Below are 17,601 nucleotides of genomic sequence, written 5' to 3' on the forward strand. Positions count from 1 at the left end.
AAGATAGCCTCTCTTTTTGTTTAACTTAATTCATTGAAGTCCCAGATTTGATCCATCCAACCCTCATAAAAATCAGGTTCATGGCAGACCATAAGAATAGATCCCTTGTAGGCTTTGAGGGCACGTTTGAGTTCGTCCTTGGCATCAACATCCAAGTGGTTAGTTGGCTCGTCCAAGACCAAAACGTTGTTTTCACGATTCATGAGAAGACAAAAGCGAACCTTGGCTTGTTCCCCACCTGACAAGACCTGAATCTGGCTTTCGATATGCTTGGTGGTCAATCCACAACGAGCTAGGGCTGCACGAACCTCTGCTTGGTTGAGGGCAGGAAAGGCATTCCAGACAGCTTCTAGTGGCGTCTGACGGTTGCCCCCTTCGACCTCCTGCTCGAAATATCCAAGTTCCAGATAGTCGCCTCGCTCAACTTCCCCAGCGATTGGTGGAATAATACCTAAGAGAGACTTCAAGAGAGTTGTTTTCCCGATACCATTTGCACCGATAATGGCAATCTTTTGATTGCGTTCAAAAGTAAGGTTTAAAGGCTTGGTCAGAGGACGATCATAACCAATCTGCAAGTCCTTTGCTTGGAAGATAAAGCGACCTGGTGTGCGGGCTGATTTGAAATCAAAGGATGGTTTGGGTTTCTCACTTTGCAGTTCGATAAGGTCCATCTTATCCAGTTTTTTCTGGCGAGACATGGCCATATTACGCGTTGCAACACGCGCTTTATTGCGCGCAACAAAGTCCTTGAGGTCAGCAATTTCCTTTTGCTGGCGTTCATAAGCCGCTTCTAGCTGAGATTTTTTCATCTCATAGACTTCTTGGAACTGGTAGTAGTCACCAGAGTAACGCGTCAGCTGTTGATTTTCCACATGATAAACAATATTAATCACATCATTGAGGAAAGGAATGTCATGCGAAATGAGGACAAAGGCATTTTCATAGTTTTGCAGGTAGCGCTTGAGCCAGTCAATATGCTCCGCATCCAGATAGTTGGTCGGCTCATCCAAAAGCAAGATATCTGGCTTCTCAAGAAGGAGTTTAGCTAGGAGCACCTTGGTCCGTTGTCCACCTGACAACTCCGTCACATCACTCTCCATCCCATAGTCCATGACACCCAGAGCACGCGCGACTTCATCAATCTTGGCATCCAAGGTATAGAAATCACGACTCTCCAGACGATCTTGGAGTTCTCCGACTTCTTCCATGAGAGCATCGACATCTGCGTTCTCCTCTGCCATTTCCATGTAAAGTTCGTTGATGCGTACTTCTGCCTTGAAAAGTTCATCAAAGGCCGTTCGCAAGACATCACGGACCGTCATCCCCTGCTCCAACACAGCATGTTGGTCTAGGTAGCCAGCAGTCACATACTTAGACCACTCAACCTTGCCCTCATCAGGGAGGAGTTTACCAGTCACGATGCTCATAAAGGTGGATTTCCCTTCCCCATTGGCACCGATAAGACCGATATGCTCTCCCTTGAGAAGACGGAAGGATACATCCTCAAAAATAGCACGGTCACCAAAACCGTGACTCAGATTTTTAACTTCTAAAATACTCATTTTATCTTTCTTTCTATCTGTTAGCCCACACCATAAAAGAGCAGGAAAGAACTCAAAAGTTTTGTTCATGTTCCTGCTCTATTAATAGTGTCTAGAGTTTTTAAAAACTTCAAAACACGAAACCACTAGTTACTCTCAGTCTCAACTTCTTAGAAAGAAGAAGACTTATAACGTTACCTCCCAATTCGAATTACAAACTAGGTTAATCTTTCCAAAAATGCAATCAAAGTTTCTGCTGAACGAATACCTGCTTCATCAATAAAATCATCAAAACTAATATTGGCATCATGACTAGCAGTATCGCTCATAGCTCGAATAACCATAAAAGGTAAACCAAGATTATATGCGGCTTGAGCAATAGCAGCCCCTTCCATCTCGACAGCCAAGACAGATGGAAAATGAAACTTGATTTGTTCTATTTTATCCTGACCAGCAATAAAACTATCCCCAGTAGCAATTAATCCAATATGACTTCTCTGATGTAACCCCTCTAATACCTGCTTCATCTCAGAAACAAAATAACTACTAGAACCATAATACAGTGGCTGCCCAGCCATTTGCCCATAGTCGTATCCAAATGCTGTTACGTCCACATCGTGATAGACTAATTCATCAGCAACGACTACATCGCCAACACCAATCCCGTCTGCAACTGCACCCGCAGAACCTGTATTTATGATAGACTCCACTTTAAAATGATCTGCTAAAACAGCAACAGACATTGCAGACATGGTCTTCCCAACTCCGCTTTCTACTAATACAATTTCATGCGGACCAATCTTACCAAGATGGTAACTTTTTCCTAATACCGTCTTTTCCTTAGCATCCTTCAATGAGTCAATTAGTGTTCTCAACTCTTGAGGCATTGCTGCAATAATTCCGATTTTCATATATAACTTTCTTCACTCACTCTTTTATTTGCTAGATTCATTCTTTTTCCAAAAAAATTATGAAACCTAAAGCCAGATAACAGCAGCAATTAGTGCTAACATCAAGATTATCACCCAAAAAAGCACGAAGTTTAATTTGGCTTTAAAAATATTTCTTTTTTCATTCTCAATCCGACGACTTTTAACAACAGTTGGTTCAACTTGTATATGAAGAGTTTCAGCTAAACTCTCCTCAGCAAGCTGATTTGGACTACTATAACCAAAATCATCTGAATTTGTATACATAATTTTGGTTTCCTCAGAGTCCCAAAGACGTGGCCCTGATATATCCTCTCCTCGATTGGCTCGTTCAATCATTTCATCGGTTAATAAAGGTTTGGGCATAGGTAACAACTCCTCAATTTACTTAATTCAATGGCACCATTCAGTTTGAAGGATTGGACGCAAGACTTCCAAATACCTGCAACGCAAGGCAGATGAATCATCGAAACTAAAATGATAAAAAACCTACTGCACTCTCAAATGAAGCAATTCCCAACTTTGAATAGCTATAATTGTTTTGGCATCACAGACTTCGCCAGAAACAATAAGAGATTTCGCTTCGTTTAAAGAAACTTCATAGATTTCCAAAGTTTCATCTTCATCTTGTGGTCGAGGATTTTCTACTTTTTTCAGCTGACTAACTTGATATAATTTGATTTTTTCGTTACAAAAGCCAATTGCTGTATAAAAATCATATAACAATTCAAGTTTTCCAGTATATCCCGTTTCTTCTTCAAGTTCACGAAGTGCTGCAGTAGCTGGATCTTGATCTTCCCCAATTTCCAACTTTCCTGCTGGGATTTCATATGAAGTTGCCTCTATCGCCTTACGATATTGTTTCACCAACAGCAATTTCCCCTCATCAGTCACAGGTAATAATGCGACAGCACCTTTATGAAAAATCAAGTCACGTTGGGCATTTCCCTTCCCATCTGGTAGTTCAACTTTGTCTGTCACTACTGTAAATATCGGACCTTGATAAATTTCTGTGCGCTCTATCGTTTTTTCTTCAAAATTCATGTTATGATTCTCATTTATCCCTTGCTAAGACCATTAGAAAGAACTTTACACTCACTAGCTTCCACTTAACTTTGACTTGCTATCAAAGTGTTTAGTTCTACCACAATGGATGACAGTTGACAATGGTATAGTATTCCTTCAATGATAACAGATTTATTTTTTATTAGCGTCTACTCCAACTCAAACATCCAAATCTCCATTTGGCTTATTTGTTTTGGGGATGATGGGGCAATTTTAGAGCATATTGTTCCTTATTTACCTGACGACCTCGACCGAGTGCAATCGCATCTGATGGTACATCTTTCGTAATAGTTGAACCTGCACCAACCAAAGAATTATCCCCAAGGGTAACAGGAGCAATGACGGTTGAATTTGAACCAACAAATACATTGTTTCCTATCACGGTCTTATATTTGTTTTGTCCATCATAATTAACAGTAATAGTACCCGCTCCAAAATTTACGTTGTCTCCCACTTCAGCATTCCCAATATAAGTTAAATGACCCGCCTTTGTATTTTCCCCAATGGACGACCCCTTGACTTCAACAAAGTTGCCAATATGGGCATTCTTACTAATGCTAGATCCAGGTCGAATATGAGCATAAGGTCCTACTGTTACACCTGAAGCAATCACACTTTCCTCAATCATTGAATTAGTAATAACTGCTCTTTCCCCAATTTCAGAATCCACAATATACGATCCGTTAGTCAAAATGGTTTCAGCACCGACAGTGGTCGTCCCTTTTAAAGTAACATTTCCTTCAATAACTGCCTCTGCTCCAATTTTAACATCGATATCAATGTATGTGTTTTCTGGATTAATAAAGGTCACTCCATTAATCATGTGGGCCCGATTAATTCGTGGACGCATAATTCCTTCAGCGGTAGAGAGTGCCACTCGATCATTAACCCCTAGACTTTCATCAAAATCTTTAAGAGTATAAGCACCAACTTTTTCACCATTTTCTCGGAATATACCAATCACATCTGTAATATAATATTCACCTTGGGCATTATTGGTATTAATATTCTTCAACGCTTCAAAGAGACGTTCATTGTCAAAAATATATGTCCCCGTATTAATTTCACGAATTTGTTTTTCAAAATCAGTCGCATCTTTTTGTTCTACAATTCTCAAAACCTCAGCATTATCGTTTCGAACAATACGGCCATAGCCAAATGGATTGTCAGCTTCAGCTGTTAAGATGGTCGCAACATTTTTATGGTTGATATGAAAATCAACTAAATTCTTTAAACTCTCCCCTGTTATCAATGGGGTATCTCCAGCGATAACTAAGGTTTGCCCAGATAAACCTTCTAAGATAGGTTCTGCCATCATAACCGCATGACCTGTCCCAAGTTGTTCTGTCTGCGTTACGAAATCTGTTTTCCCTTCTAAAACTTGCTCCACTAACTCTGCCTTGTGTCCCACAACTGTTACTGTTTTTTCAGGGTTTATAGCACCTACACTGCGAAAAACATGTTCCAGCATGGAAATCCCTGCTACCTTGTGAAGGACTTTTGGCAAATCCGATTTCATACGGGTTCCTTTTCCCGCTGCTAAAATAATGGCATAATTTGACATAAATTTCTCTTTTCTTACGAATATCCCCTATATTATACCACTATTGAAGTTTTGGAGCAATCCAAAAAAGCAGTAATAAAAAAAGAACTAAAAAATAGTCCCGTTTTTACTTTTCATATATTCTTCTATCCTATCCAACAACTGTAAAAGCATCACTATTATTCCAAATCCATCATTAGATTGTCTCACTATTTTATTGGATAAACCTTGCGAAATTCTTCTAAAACCACCTTGCTGTCAGGTGTAAAAGTTAGTCCCGCTTCTCCTAAGCAGTCTTTGAAAAAGTCTTCATGAACCTGACACCAATAGGCTAAGGATTTGTCTCCCTCTCCTTCCTTATAGGCATGATCGGCTGACACTTGATGGAAAGGTTGAACGGAAACCTTTGTAATTTCAATAATGCAGACAGCCTGATCTTGACTATCTAAAATGACATCAAAGGTTCCTTCTTGCGGAAGGGGTTCGTTCTCTAATGCGTAGAGGTCATAGGCTGAAGCGGTTGCCGTCTTTTCGCCTTTAAAGACCAGTTCCGCTAAAAGGTCTGGATCCACCCCAAAAGCCCAGGCGTCTATCTTATCTCCAATAGAAGGGTTGATTTGCTTGTAGGCATTCCACATTTCTTGCGGGGTCATCGGTTGCTCCTTTTATGTGAAAACGCCTTGGCGATTTAACTGTAACATATTTTCCATGTAGAGATTTAATGTAGCTGAAATTTCATTTCTAGGAATAATTCTTCGTATGATCTCAGATTGTCCTCTACTGATATCTAAAACATCATAGTTTTCATTCACAAAAGCATTCAACTTCATTTTATCAATAAAGTATTTAAAATCTCTATTAAATTGCCTTAGCCAAATCGCTGTTTCTTCACCTTGATAGGCAGGCATCATGGGAGTCTCTTGTCCACTAAAATAAAATTTCAAATCAAATAATAAGCAATCAATTCTATCTAAATATTTTGTGTAGCGATACGTATTGATGGTGGGTGCTTTGTGTTTAGGCCACAAAAAATGAAGGTTTAAATTGGAACGAACAAGCTCATAATCATCTCTCCACTTTTCATAATTATTTTTATGAAAAGCAACAATTTGCTTTCTACCACAAATAATATCTGCTGCAAGTCGAATTTTTCGTCCTTCAATCTCGTCTATCAAATGATCTTTTCTAGCAGGAAGGTTAAATTTAGGACTTAATTCTTGGTATAAACTGCTATCACTTGCATCTGGATCTTCACATAAATGATTAAACAAATGGGGGATGTAGTTTGGATGATTCTTTTCTAGAAATTGATAAAAATCACTCTGATAAAAAGCGCCACAACGTCTTAAATTTTCTTTGATGAGTTCCATTACATCCTCCTACTTCAAACTCCAACCACCATCAATGGTTAGGATTTGCCCCTGCATGGCAGACGCCTTTCCACTAGCCAAAAAGAGGCTGACTTCTGCCACTTCTTCTGCCTCTATCCAGCGCTTGATGGGCGTCTCACTGGCTACCCAGTCCGCCAAGCCACCTGGTTCAAAGTCCGCTGCGGTCATGCCTGTTTTGACGGCTCCCGGCGCAATGCCAAAGACCTGAATGCCAGCTTCCGCATAATCTAGCGCTAACTGCTTGGTAAAACCAGCCAGAGCATGCTTGGAGGAAGTATAGGCGTGACCGCCTCCTCCTGCCAGGCTAGAAGCAATGGAGCACATATTGATGACGATCCCTTCTTTATTCTCAAACATTTGAGTTAGATAATGCCGCGTCAGCTCCACCGGAGTCACATAGTTGATCTCAAAGATCTCCTGAATCTCCTGGGCGCTTTGCTCAAGAAGCGGTTTGTAATCATCCAAGACCCCAGCTGTATTGCACAAGATATCTACCTGGGGACACCAATCAAAAATTGGCGTCAAATCAAGAATTAAGTCCCGTTGCAAGAAATGGAAAGCACCCGCTAACTGGGGATCCGCTCCCTGGTCCACCCCATAGACCTGGTAGCCCCTTTCTAGAAAGAGGCGAGCTTGAGCCAAACCAATCCCGGAACTCACGCCCGTGATCAATACACGCCTAGTCATGAACTTCCACCCAATCTGTCGCTAAAACATCACAAGGTGTTGGGCTCCACATGGAGAAACCTTCACCCACACCAGAGACGTTGATAAGGAAATAAGGTGTCACTTCCAGAGCCACCCCATTTTGCTCGATGGTATCAAAGAGTTGGACATAGTTCTCAGCACCACCCCAACCGGTTCGCACATATTTTTTCTTAGCCTTTAAGCCTGGCAAGATTTCTTCAAAAGTCATGATTCCCTCCTTTTTCCTACGAATCTATATCATAAACATTCAATAAATCAAAGCATATGTAAAAAGAGAATCTATAAAACTATTGTAATAGACTTACTTGCTATTTCTCATTTCATAGTCCTTATACATTGACTTATGTAACACTTCAACAAAAATATATCTTGTATGTACAGCACTTACTGAAAACAGTTTGTTACTTCTACATGATTCAATTTACTCTAACTTATTATCCTTATTTTAACACGTTTTAGTTGTAGGAGCAATTTTCAAATGGCTTACTCAGTAAAACAAAATAAAACAAGACTTTTTTGTTTTTTATGTTAAACTATATTTATATAATAAGAAAATTTAGGAGGGGACAATGAATAAAACAGAGACTAGACAAAACTTGATTCGTTCACTTGTGATGGAGAAAAAAATTCGTACGCAATTAGAACTACAAGAACTACTCGCCCAAAATGACATACACGTTACACAGGCAACACTTTCAAGAGATATCCGCTCCTTAAACCTTTCCAAAGTACGTGAAGGGGATCATACTTATTACGTCATCAACTCAATTTCGACAACGCGATGGGAAAAACGCTTACGAACCTATATGGAAGACGCTCTAATTATGCTGCGTCCAGTCCAAAATCAAGTTGTTCTTAAAACACTCCCTGGTCTTGCCCAATCATTTGGTGCAATTCTTGATGCCTTAGAGTTTTCAGAAATTGTCGCTACTGTTTGTGGAGATGATGTGTGCCTCATTGTTTGCGAAGACACAGAATCTGCTTTAGCCTGTTTTGAACAACTTAAACAATTCACACCTCCCTTTTTCTTTAGCAAGTAGTTTAACACATAAAACAAGCCAAACAGAATTAACCTGCTTGGCTTTTATATTTTTAAATATAGGCTCTATAATTTCTGTAGTGGGTAAAACTACCATAGGAATTATGGAGCCTATTTTGTTGTAGAAAAAAAGTCCCATAAGACCTATAATGAAAAGTAACCAAACCATCATTAGAAAGAATCATATGGAACAATTAAATTTTACCACAAACTTACTCGGAATTAAAGACAAGAACATCAAAATATTGGATTATCTTGATGCTGGAACGCATAAAGAAGTCATCGCTAAACTAGATTATGCTGCTCCTAAGTGTCCTCATTGCTTAGGACAAATGGCTAAATATGACTTCCAAAAAGAATCTAAAATTCCCTACCTAGAGTGTGCAGGATATAAGACTCTCATTCGATTGAAAAAACGTCGTTTTCGTTGTATGGTCTGTGGAAAAATGGCTGTCGCAGAAACGTCATTAGTCAAAAAGAACCACCAAATCTCATCGATCGTCAAACAGAAAATCACTCAAAAATTAATCGAAAAAGTCCCTATGACAGCTATTGCCGAAAGTTTATCTGTCTCTACTTCGACAGTCATTCGTAAATTGAAAGAATTCAAATTCAAGACTGATCTCAACTACCTTCCAGAACACATGAGCTGGGATGTGGAAACAGTCAGGGAAGTGACTGTTTCAATCGGCAGATAGAGATGAGCTTCATTGCACAAGATTTTGATTCCAGAAAGATCGTAGCTATCCTGGATGGGCGGACTCAAGTAACTATTTGCAATCATTTCCTTCGCTATTCTAGACAGGTGAGAAACCATGTGAAAATCATTACCATGGACATGTTTAGCCCCTAACTATGACTTAGCTAGACAACTTCGCTTTCGAATTTCTAGGCTCAGGCTGAAACAGTCTCCCAGACTGTTTCACTTCCAAACGCTAAAATCGTTCTGGATCGTTTTCACCCTTCGTTATTATATTTCTAAACTCAGGCTAAAACAGTCCACTGGACTGTTTTACTCCAACATCTCAGTCGAGCTATGAACCGTCTTCGCATCCAAATCATGAATCGTTTTGATAGAAAATCGCACGAATATAAGGCATTGAAACGTTACTGGAAACTCATTCAACAGGATAGCCGTAAACTCAGCGATAAACGTTTTTATCGCCCAACTTTTCGATCACACTTGACTAATAAAGAGATTCTCGAAAAGCTCCTTGTATATTCTAAAGAACTTAGAGAGCACTATGAAATCTATCAACTCTTACTCTTTCATTTCCAAGAGAAACAAACAGACCATTTCTTTGATCTTATTGAAGAAGCGATTTCTTGTGTAAATCCTATTTTTCAAACTGTTTTTAAGACCTTTTTGAAAGATAAGGACAAGATTATGAACGCACTGGAACTGCCATACTCAAATGCAAAACTAGAGGCTACTAATAACCTCATTAAGGTCATCAAGCGCAATGCTTTTGGCTTCCGGAACTTTGAAAACTTTAAAACTAGAATCCTCATTGCTTTGAACATTAAAAAGGAGAGAACCAAGTTGGTCCTCTCCAGGTTGTAACCTTTCATCAACCCACTACAGTTGACAAAGAGCCTCAAAAACAAAGGACTAGGGGCATCTTCATGTGATGAACTGGTTCACACAGCTCACCAAGGTCCGCTCCTGCGTCTATGACCTCCCATGCTTCAATGGGCAGATAAACTGCCAATCGACTCATCGCATACTCTTACTATATCATAAAAGAGTTGTTCACACAAGGGAAAAATCCTAGAAGGAGCCATTCAAGGAGTCTGCTTCTCCTTCGATAGACTTTTGCATCCAGATAATATCGTGCCACTTGTGAAACTTATACCCAATATTAGGAAAATGAGCAACTTGTTGGTATCCCTGCTTTCGATGAAACTGAATGCTCGCATCATTTGGGAGCGCGATACAGGCTAAAAAACGTAAATAGCCACGCTTCAAGAGCTCCTTTTCTAATGCCTTGTATAAAAGTCTTCCCAGTCCTTTCCCACGCTCCGATTCATCCATATAAATGGACAGCTCCACCGCCCAATGATACGCCGCGCGTTCAGAATATGAGGATGCATAGGCATACCCAACGATTCTTCCCTCAACTTCGACGACTAAATAGGGATAATCTTGCACAATCTTGTCAATTCGGCTTTCAAATTCTGCAACAGAAGGAACAGCATATTCAAAAGTTATCGCTGTATTTGTCACATATGGTGCGTAGATTGATCGCAAATCCGACGCATCTTCTATCCGGACATGTCTAATCTCCATGTAAACCTCCGCTCATCCATCTTATAAGAGCAGAAAAAGGCTTTGCAGCCCTCTTCGTAAAATCATTGACTAAAATAAACCAATAGCTGTCCCGTCTGGAGCAACATCCATATTGAGTGCAGCTGGTCGTTTTGGAAGTCCAGGCATGGTCATCACATCGCCAGTAAGAGCTACGATAAAGCCTGCACCGAGTTTTGGTACCAATTCGCGAATGGTAATCTCGAAGTTCTCTGGTGCCCCAAGAGCAGTTGGATTGTCTGAGAAACTGTACTGAGTTTTAGCCATACAGATTGGCAATTTGTCCCAACCGTTTTGAACGATTTGTGCGATTTGCGTTTGAGCTTTCTTCTCAAAGTTCACTTTGCTACCACGGTAGATTTCAGTCACAATCTTTTCGATTTTTTCCTGGACAGAAAGATCGTTGTCATAAAGACGTGTGTAATTAGCAGGATTTTTTTCAATCGTCTCAACGAGAGTTTCCGCAAGCGCTACGCCACCTTCAGCCCCATTCGCCCAGACACTTGCTAGTTCAACTGGAACATCGATTGAAGCACAAAGTTCTTTCAAAACTGCAATTTCTGCTTCTGTATCAGAGACAAATTCGTTAATCGCCACAACTGCTGGAATTCCAAATTTGCGGATGTTTTCAACGTGGCGTTTGAGGTTAGCAAAGCCAGCACGAACCGCTTCCACATTTTCTTCTGTCAAAGCATCCTTCGCCACACCACCGTTCATCTTAAGGGCGCGAAGGGTCGCAACAATAACCACTGCATCTGGAGAGGTTGGCAAGTTCGGTGTCTTGATATCCAAGAATTTCTCAGCACCAAGGTCCGCACCAAAACCAGCTTCAGTAACCGTATAATCAGCCAAGTGAAGGGCTGTTGTCGTCGCAAGTACAGAGTTACATCCGTGAGCAATGTTGGCAAACGGCCCGCCGTGTACAAAGGCAGGTGTACCGTAAATTGTCTGAACCAAGTTCGGTTTAATAGCATCCTTCAAAATCAAAGCCAAGGCACCCTCAACCTGCAAATCACCTACAGAAACAGGCGTACGGTCATAGCGATAACCGATAACGATATTGGCCAAACGACGTTTCAAGTCCTCAATGTCCGTTGCCAAACAAAGAATGGCCATGATTTCGGAAGCAACTGTAATATCGAAACCATCCTCACGTGGAATCCCGTTAAGCGGGCCACCAAGTCCAACCGTCACGTGACGAAGGGCTCGATCGTTCAAGTCCACAACACGTTTCCAAAGGATACGACGTTGGTCAATTCCTAGCTCATTTCCTTGGTGCAAGTGATTGTCAATCAAGGCAGAAAGAGCGTTGTTAGCTGTTGTAATGGCATGCATGTCTCCAGTGAAGTGGAGGTTGATGTCTTCCATGGGAAGGACTTGGGCATACCCACCACCAGCTGCACCACCTTTAATCCCCATCACAGGTCCAAGGGACGGTTCGCGAATGGCGATCATGGTTTTCTTCCCAATTTTATTCAATGCATCCGCAAGACCGATGGTAATGGTGGATTTCCCTTCTCCAGCTGGAGTTGGGTTGATAGCCGTCACTAAAATCAACTTCCCGACTGGATTTTTTTCTACTTCCCGAATCTTATCAAAACTAAGTTTAGCCTTGTATTTTCCGTACAATTCCAAATCATCGTAGGTTAAGCCAAGTTTTTCCACCACATCAACGATTGGTTGCAGTGTCACACTTTGAGCAATTTCGATATCTGTTTTCATAGCATTCTCCTCCAAATAACTTACTAATATTATAGCAATAATGCGAAAATAAATCAAAAATTTTCTATTAAATTTCGCTTATTATCTAATTTTTCATCCATTTTTTAAAATGCAAGCCTTTGCTTTCGTTTTAACATGAACTTTCTATAGTTTTTAACTATAGAAATAAATGCCTATTCAATTTACTTTCTTCAACTTCTCTTTCTGTTTACATTGTAGACTCTTTTTTGTATAATATTTCTATGAAAATTTTAGTAACATCAGGTGGCACAAGCGAATCAATTGATAAAGTAAGATCTATTACCAACCACTCAACTGGTCAACTCGGGAAAATTATCACAGAAAGTCTACTAAAAGCTGGGCATGAGGTCTGTCTTGTTACAACCAAACGGGCTGTAAAACCAGACTTACATGAGAAACTAGTCATTCATGAAATTACTAACACAGCTGATCTTTACGAAAAATTAAAATCACTCGTACCTGATTATCGGGTACTTATCCACTCTATGGCTGTGTCAGATTATACTCCAGTTTATATGACAGGATTCAATCAACTACTTGAAAGTAGAGATTTCACCGAATTATTAAAGCAAAAGAATACTGAGAATAAGATTTCATCAAAGGACGAATTCCAAGTTCTTTTTCTTAAAAAAACACCGAAGATAATTTCTCTAGTCAAAGATTGGAATCCTAATATCTACCTAGTCGGTTTTAAACTCTTAGTAGATGTTGAGAAAGAACATCTACTAAACATCGCTAGAGAAAACCTTAAAAAAATAAAGCAGACATTATTATTGCAAATGACTTAATAACCATTTCAGATAAAGAACATCTAGCATATCTTGTTAACGAAAATAATTATCAGGTTGCTAGAACTAAACAAGAAATTGCAAATTTATTGGAACAAAAGATTAGACACATTTGAGAAAGGAAATCTATGGCACACATCACAATAGCTGTAACAGGTTCTATCTCCGCCTATAAATCAGCTGATTTAGTAAGTCGATTAACTAAAATGGGACATCAAATTACAGTATTGATGACTAAAGCAGCAACCTCTTTTATTACTCCACTTACTTTTCAAGTCCTTTCTAAAAATGACGTTCATCTTGATATCATGGCAGAACCTTATGCAGATAAAGTCAATCATATCGAAATTGGAAAAGAAACTGACCTATTTATAGTTATTCCAGCCACTGCTAATACACTTGCTAGGCTAGCTAACGGCTTTGCTGACAACATGGTAACCAGCACAGCATTAGCACTGCCCAATCATGTAAAAAAAATCATCGCCCCAGCCATGAATACAAAAATGTACGATCACCCAGCAACACAAACAAATCTTAACAAACTAGAGAGTTACGGATACCATATCATTGCACCGCGTGAAGCAATTCTTGCATGTGGCGATAACGGTCGAGGTGCTCTTGCAGATCTAGATACCATTATCAACGTGATCAAGGAGAAACTGAATGAAGAAACAATCTAACATCGCTCAAATTGCTATATTTTTTTCAAGTATGGTGGTCATCCATGTTCTTAGTTCTTCTCTATTTAGGCTCCTTCCTATCCCAATTTCACCTACAATTGTCCATATTCCGGTTATTATTGCAAGTATCATTTATGGACCTAGGGTGGGCATAGTGTTAGGGTTTCTTATGGGGTGCATTAGTTTAATTAGTAATACAGTTCAACCACTACCTTCAAGCTATCTATTTTCTCCCTTTGTTCCAAACGGTAACCTCTTATCTCTTGTCATCACTTTTGCACCACGAATTCTAATAGGTGTTACTCCTTTTTACACATATAAATTTTTGAATAATCGAGTCGGTCTTTTCCTATCCGGTTTTGTTGGTTCATTAACAAATACTGTTTTTGTACTTGGAGCTATCTTTCTTTTCTTCTCTGGTGTTTATCAAGGAAATATTCAGCTTCTTCTTGCAGGAATTCTGACTACCAATTCCCTATTAGAAATGACCATTTCAACCGTACTCACTGCTGCCATTGTTCCTAAACTTGAAAAATTACGAAAATAATCACGTCAAAACGTGATTTTTTTCATAAAACATGCTATAATGAAAACGGTTAAAACTATATAATGTTAAGGAGTTATCTTATGTCTTACCAAGAAAATTATCAAAAATGGCTTAATTTTTCTGGTCTTCCTGACTATCTTCGTGAAGATTTAGAAAAAATGGATGAAAAAACGAAAGAGGATGCCTTCTACACGAATTTAGAATTCGGAACCGCCGGGATGCGGGGCTTGATTGGTGCGGGTACCAACCGTATCAATATCTACGTTGTTCGCCAAGCAACCGAAGGTTTGGCTCGTTTGATCGAGTCAAAAGGTGGAAATGAAAAGGAACGTGGGGTTGCGATTGCCTACGATAGCCGTCACTTCTCACCTGAGTTTGCCTTTGAATCTGCTGCAGTTTTGGCTAAACACGGCATTCAATCTTATGTATTTGAAAGTCTTCGTCCAACCCCTGAACTTTCATTTGCTGTTCGTCATCTCAACTGTTTTGCAGGAATTATGATAACAGCTAGCCACAATCCAGCTCCATTTAACGGCTACAAGGTTTACGGGGAAGACGGTGGACAAATGCCACCACAAGATGCAGATGCCCTAACCACCTATATCCGTGCTATTGAAAATCCATTTACTGTGGAAGTTGCGGACGTGGAAGCTGAAAAAGCTTCTGGCTTGATCAAAGTTATCGGAGACGCTATTGATACCGAATACCTCAAAGAAGTTAAGGGTGTTACCATCAACCCAGCTTTGATCGAAGAATTTGGAAAAGACATGAAGATTATCTACACACCGCTTCATGGTACTGGTGAAATGCTGGCTCGTCGTGCTCTTGCCCAAGCAGGATTTGACTCAGTTCAAGTCGTTGAAGCACAAGCAACTCCAGACCCAGACTTCTCGACCGTCGCTTCACCAAACCCTGAAAGCCAAGCTGCTTTCGCTCTTGCCGAAGAACTTGGACGCAAGGTCGGTGCTGATGTTTTGGTCGCAACTGACCCAGATGCTGACCGTGTCGGTGTAGAAGTCCTTCAAAAAGACGGTAGCTACCTTAACCTTTCAGGGAACCAGATCGGTGCTATCATGGCCAAGTACATCTTGGAAGCCCACAAAAATGCTGGAACACTTCCTGAAAATGCAGCCCTCTGCAAATCGATCGTCTCAACAGACTTGGTAACAAAAATCGCTGAAAGCTACGGCGCAACCATGTTCAACGTCTTGACCGGTTTCAAATTTATCGCTGAAAAGATTCAAGAATTCGAAGAAAAACACAATCACACTTACATGATGGGATTCGAAGAAAGCTTCGGTTACTTGATTAAACCATTCGTACGGGATAAAGATGCTATCCAAGCCGTTCTTGTCGTTGCTGAACTTGCAGCCTACTACCGCTCTCGTGGATTGACCTTGGCTGATGGTATCGAAGAAATTTACAAAGAATACGGCTACTATGCTGAAAAAACCATCTCCGTGACTCTTTCAGGTGTAGACGGTGCTGAGCAAATCAAAGCTATCATGGCTAAGTTCCGGGAAAATGGTCCAAAAGAATTCAATGCAACTGCTATCTCTGTCACAGAAGACTTTAAGGCTCTTACCTTTACTGCTGCAGACGGTACAGTGACTCCCCTCACTACGCCACCAAGTGATGTCTTGAAATACAGCCTTGCAGATGGTTCTTGGATTGCCGTTCGCCCTTCAGGTACAGAACCAAAAATCAAATTCTACATTGCTGTTGTAGGTGATAGCAACGAAGATTCACAAGCTAAAATTGCAGCCATCGAAGCAGAAATCAATGCTTTTGTAAAATAAAACACTCAAAAAGATGAGGTGCTCCTATCTCATCTTTTTACGTAGCAAAACTCTGCAAATCTCTTCGTTTTATGGCATACTAATAGTAACTTATACTCTTCGAAAATCTCTTCAAACCACGTCAGCTTCACCTTGCCGTACTCAAGTACAGCTTGCAGCTAGCTTCCTAGTTTGCTGATGATTTTCATTGAGTATTAGAAAAGAGGTAATATTATGGAAGCTTTTGCTCAACACATTTCAAACCTAACTGAAACGACAGTCGCTCACGCGCAAACCCTAATCGACGAAATGGAAACCGCTACCTTCTTTGTTGGTCGCGCGACATGTCCTTACTGCCGCAAGTTTGCTGCAAAATTGCATACTGTTGTTAATGAAACTGAAAAAACGGTTTACTTTATTAACAGCGAAGATCCAAATCAACTCGGCGAATTGCAAGCCTTTCGTGAACAATACGGCATCAAAACCGTACCTGGATTTGTTCATACCCAAGATGGAGATGTAACTGTTCGTTGCGATTCTTCGATGTCAGAAGAAGAAATCAAAGAATTTGCAGGATTCTAAGATGAAAAAAAGAATGCTCCCAAGCATTCTAAAAGTTAATACTCAATGAAAATCATCATCAAACTAGGAAGCTAGCTGCAAGCTGTACTTGAGTACGGCAAGGTGAAGCTGACGTGGTTTGAAGAGATTTTAGAAAGAGTATAAATGATAACCAAGGCTATAAGCCTAAATTACCAGCCAGCGCCTAGAGACGCTGGCTTTCACATTGTTCAAACCTCTTTGCATTTGACTCGTCTCAAGTCTATCAAAGAGATAGTTTCATTACTTGCCACTATTCCTAAAGGTACCCTTCTATTCTTTTACACTTAAGAATCTAGTGTTATATCATGCTTTACTCGTTCTTCTCTTTTCATACTCGTGAAGAAATCATCCACTGGATCATTTTTCTTCTCCTTTCGCTTTACAATTGACTTGAGCACCTTTATTGTATCGCGTTTGGAGTTTTTTGGTATAACCGTAGATAACACACCCGCATAGCGGGTGATTTTTTTGTCTCGCAACTAATAACAGAACGAGACGGACTAATAGTCGCAAAAAACAAAAAAACAGGCTCTCCGAAAACTCGGAAAGCCTTATTTCGGCTCTATAATTTCTGTAGTGGGTAAAACCACTGTAGAGATTATAGAGCTTTTTGAGTGTACACAAAAAGTCCCATAAGAACTATAATGAAAAGCGACGAAACTACCATTAGGAGAAACTTATGAGACTTATTAAAAATACCACAGAATTAATCGGAATGAAAGACCCCAACATCATTATTTCTCTTGTTTTTGAAACTGACACTCATATCGAGATTCAAGCAACACTCGATTATCCTGCACCATCATGTCCTCATTGCCATGGAAAGATGATCAAGTACGACTTTCAAAAGCCTTCTAAAATCCCTCTTCTTGAGCAAGCGGGAACTCCAACTCTACTAGGTCTGAAGAAGCGCCGTTTTCAGTGCAAAAGTTGTAGAC

At 40.1% G+C, this 17,601-nt stretch carries 17 protein-coding genes and 2 pseudogenes; 8 read left to right on the top strand and 11 right to left on the bottom strand.

Annotated elements, in window-relative coordinates; translation table 11 throughout:
- Positions 1-20: 20 nt before the first annotated feature.
- The 9 genes from STRDD10_RS02205 to STRDD10_RS02245 all read right to left on the bottom strand — a co-directional run bounded on the left by STRDD10_RS02205 (position 21) and on the right by STRDD10_RS02245 (position 7,385).
- The gene (locus STRDD10_RS02205; protein ID WP_067193023.1) at positions 21-1,562 is read right to left on the bottom strand and encodes an ABC-F family ATP-binding cassette domain-containing protein; all 1,542 of its coding nucleotides are present in this window, start codon (positions 1,560-1,562) and stop codon (positions 21-23) included.
- 197 nt (positions 1,563-1,759) lie between these two features.
- Complete coding sequence (locus tag STRDD10_RS02210; RefSeq protein ID WP_067192741.1) at positions 1,760-2,452, bottom strand: 5'-methylthioadenosine/adenosylhomocysteine nucleosidase; 693 nt, start codon at positions 2,450-2,452, stop codon at positions 1,760-1,762.
- Between the two features lie 66 nt (positions 2,453-2,518).
- Complete coding sequence (macP, locus tag STRDD10_RS02215) at positions 2,519-2,836, bottom strand: cell wall synthase accessory phosphoprotein MacP (protein ID WP_067192743.1); 318 nt, start codon at positions 2,834-2,836, stop codon at positions 2,519-2,521.
- Between the two features lie 123 nt (positions 2,837-2,959).
- Positions 2,960-3,514: an NUDIX hydrolase gene (locus STRDD10_RS02220; RefSeq protein ID WP_067192745.1), complete on the bottom strand. Its 555-nt coding sequence runs from the start codon at positions 3,512-3,514 to the stop codon at positions 2,960-2,962.
- Between the two features lie 205 nt (positions 3,515-3,719).
- Positions 3,720-5,099, bottom strand: a complete 1,380-nt coding sequence (gene glmU, locus STRDD10_RS02225) for a bifunctional UDP-N-acetylglucosamine diphosphorylase/glucosamine-1-phosphate N-acetyltransferase GlmU (protein ID WP_067192747.1) — start codon at positions 5,097-5,099, stop codon at positions 3,720-3,722.
- Between the two features lie 188 nt (positions 5,100-5,287).
- Positions 5,288-5,731 (bottom strand): ASCH domain-containing protein, encoded by a 444-nt coding sequence (locus tag STRDD10_RS02230; RefSeq protein ID WP_067192748.1) that lies wholly within the window; start codon positions 5,729-5,731, stop codon positions 5,288-5,290.
- Positions 5,732-5,743: 12 nt separating this feature from the next.
- Complete coding sequence (locus tag STRDD10_RS02235; protein ID WP_067192750.1) at positions 5,744-6,448, bottom strand: DUF6994 family protein; 705 nt, start codon at positions 6,446-6,448, stop codon at positions 5,744-5,746.
- A 9-nt stretch (positions 6,449-6,457) separates the two neighbouring features.
- The gene (locus STRDD10_RS02240) at positions 6,458-7,156 is read right to left on the bottom strand and encodes a 3-oxoacyl-ACP reductase (protein WP_067192752.1); all 699 of its coding nucleotides are present in this window, start codon (positions 7,154-7,156) and stop codon (positions 6,458-6,460) included.
- Positions 7,149-7,385, bottom strand: coding sequence for a DUF2829 domain-containing protein (locus STRDD10_RS02245; RefSeq protein WP_067192754.1), 237 nt, complete (start codon positions 7,383-7,385; stop codon positions 7,149-7,151). The genes STRDD10_RS02240 and STRDD10_RS02245 overlap by 8 nt, the downstream gene beginning before the upstream one ends.
- Positions 7,386-7,746: 361 nt before the next feature.
- On the opposite strand from STRDD10_RS02245, the gene STRDD10_RS02250 reads away from it, so the two are divergent.
- Positions 7,747-8,217: an arginine repressor gene (locus tag STRDD10_RS02250; RefSeq protein ID WP_067192756.1), complete on the top strand. Its 471-nt coding sequence runs from the start codon at positions 7,747-7,749 to the stop codon at positions 8,215-8,217.
- A 184-nt stretch (positions 8,218-8,401) separates the two neighbouring features.
- Positions 8,402-9,780 (top strand): annotated as a pseudogene (locus tag STRDD10_RS10340) (transposase).
- A 207-nt stretch (positions 9,781-9,987) separates the two neighbouring features.
- Here STRDD10_RS10340 and STRDD10_RS02265 read toward each other — a convergent pair.
- Both STRDD10_RS02265 and STRDD10_RS02270 read right to left on the bottom strand, forming a co-directional pair.
- Positions 9,988-10,506: a GNAT family N-acetyltransferase gene (locus tag STRDD10_RS02265; RefSeq protein WP_067192759.1), complete on the bottom strand. Its 519-nt coding sequence runs from the start codon at positions 10,504-10,506 to the stop codon at positions 9,988-9,990.
- Positions 10,507-10,575: 69 nt separating this feature from the next.
- Positions 10,576-12,246, bottom strand: a complete 1,671-nt coding sequence (locus tag STRDD10_RS02270) for a formate--tetrahydrofolate ligase (protein WP_067192761.1) — start codon at positions 12,244-12,246, stop codon at positions 10,576-10,578.
- 242 nt (positions 12,247-12,488) lie between these two features.
- Here STRDD10_RS02270 and STRDD10_RS02275 point away from each other — a divergent pair.
- The 6 genes and pseudogenes from STRDD10_RS02275 to STRDD10_RS02300 all read left to right on the top strand — a co-directional run.
- Positions 12,489-13,171 (top strand): annotated as a pseudogene (locus STRDD10_RS02275) (phosphopantothenate--cysteine ligase).
- 12 nt (positions 13,172-13,183) lie between these two features.
- Positions 13,184-13,735, top strand: a complete 552-nt coding sequence (gene coaC / locus STRDD10_RS02280; protein WP_067192763.1) for a phosphopantothenoylcysteine decarboxylase — start codon at positions 13,184-13,186, stop codon at positions 13,733-13,735.
- Positions 13,719-14,282 carry an ECF transporter S component gene (locus STRDD10_RS02285; RefSeq protein ID WP_067192765.1) on the top strand — a complete coding sequence of 188 codons (564 nt, stop codon included), beginning with the start codon at positions 13,719-13,721 and terminating at the stop codon, positions 14,280-14,282. Before coaC ends, STRDD10_RS02285 begins: the two co-directional genes overlap by 17 nt.
- Positions 14,283-14,362: 80 nt before the next feature.
- Positions 14,363-16,081, top strand: coding sequence for a phospho-sugar mutase (locus STRDD10_RS02290; protein ID WP_067192767.1), 1,719 nt, complete (start codon positions 14,363-14,365; stop codon positions 16,079-16,081).
- A gap of 213 nt (positions 16,082-16,294) precedes the next feature.
- Positions 16,295-16,642, top strand: a complete 348-nt coding sequence (locus STRDD10_RS02295; protein ID WP_067192769.1) for a DUF6568 family protein — start codon at positions 16,295-16,297, stop codon at positions 16,640-16,642.
- 700 nt (positions 16,643-17,342) lie between these two features.
- Positions 17,343-17,601: transposase family protein (locus STRDD10_RS02300; RefSeq protein WP_197458291.1), on the top strand; the 259-nt coding region annotated here is incomplete at its 3' end.

This window comes from Streptococcus sp. DD10 (assembly GCF_001578805.1).
GTDB lineage: Bacteria > Bacillota > Bacilli > Lactobacillales > Streptococcaceae > Streptococcus.